General features: G+C 52.0%; 1 rRNA gene. It reads left to right on the top strand.

From position 1 onward, the window contains the following. The first annotated feature begins 177 nt into the window (after window positions 1–177). A 5S ribosomal RNA gene (gene rrf, locus L6D75_RS27220) occupies window positions 178–293 on the top strand. Window position 294 lies beyond the last annotated feature (1 nt).

Raw genomic sequence — 294 nt, 5'->3', positions numbered from 1 at the left:
CAGTGAAACGATGCATCGCCGATGGTAGTGTGGGGTTTCCCCATGTGAGAGTAGGTCATCGTCAAGATTCATTTCGCAAAACCCCTATCTGCGCGAGCAGGTAGGGGTTTTGTCTTTAAGTAGAAGCCATAGAGATTCGCAGGCACGTCCCGAGGGACGGGCCAGCACACAGAATTTCTTGACGACCATAGAGCATTGGAACCACCTGATCCCATCCCGAACTCAGCAGTGAAACGATGCATCGCCGATGGTAGTGTGGGGTTTCCCCATGTGAGAGTAGGTCATCGTCAAGAT

Origin of the sequence: Pseudomonas faucium, from assembly GCF_021602585.1 — a bacterium.
Classification (GTDB): Bacteria; Pseudomonadota; Gammaproteobacteria; order Pseudomonadales; family Pseudomonadaceae; genus Aquipseudomonas; species Aquipseudomonas faucium.
This window is presented reverse-complemented; position numbering and strand designations above follow the sequence as displayed.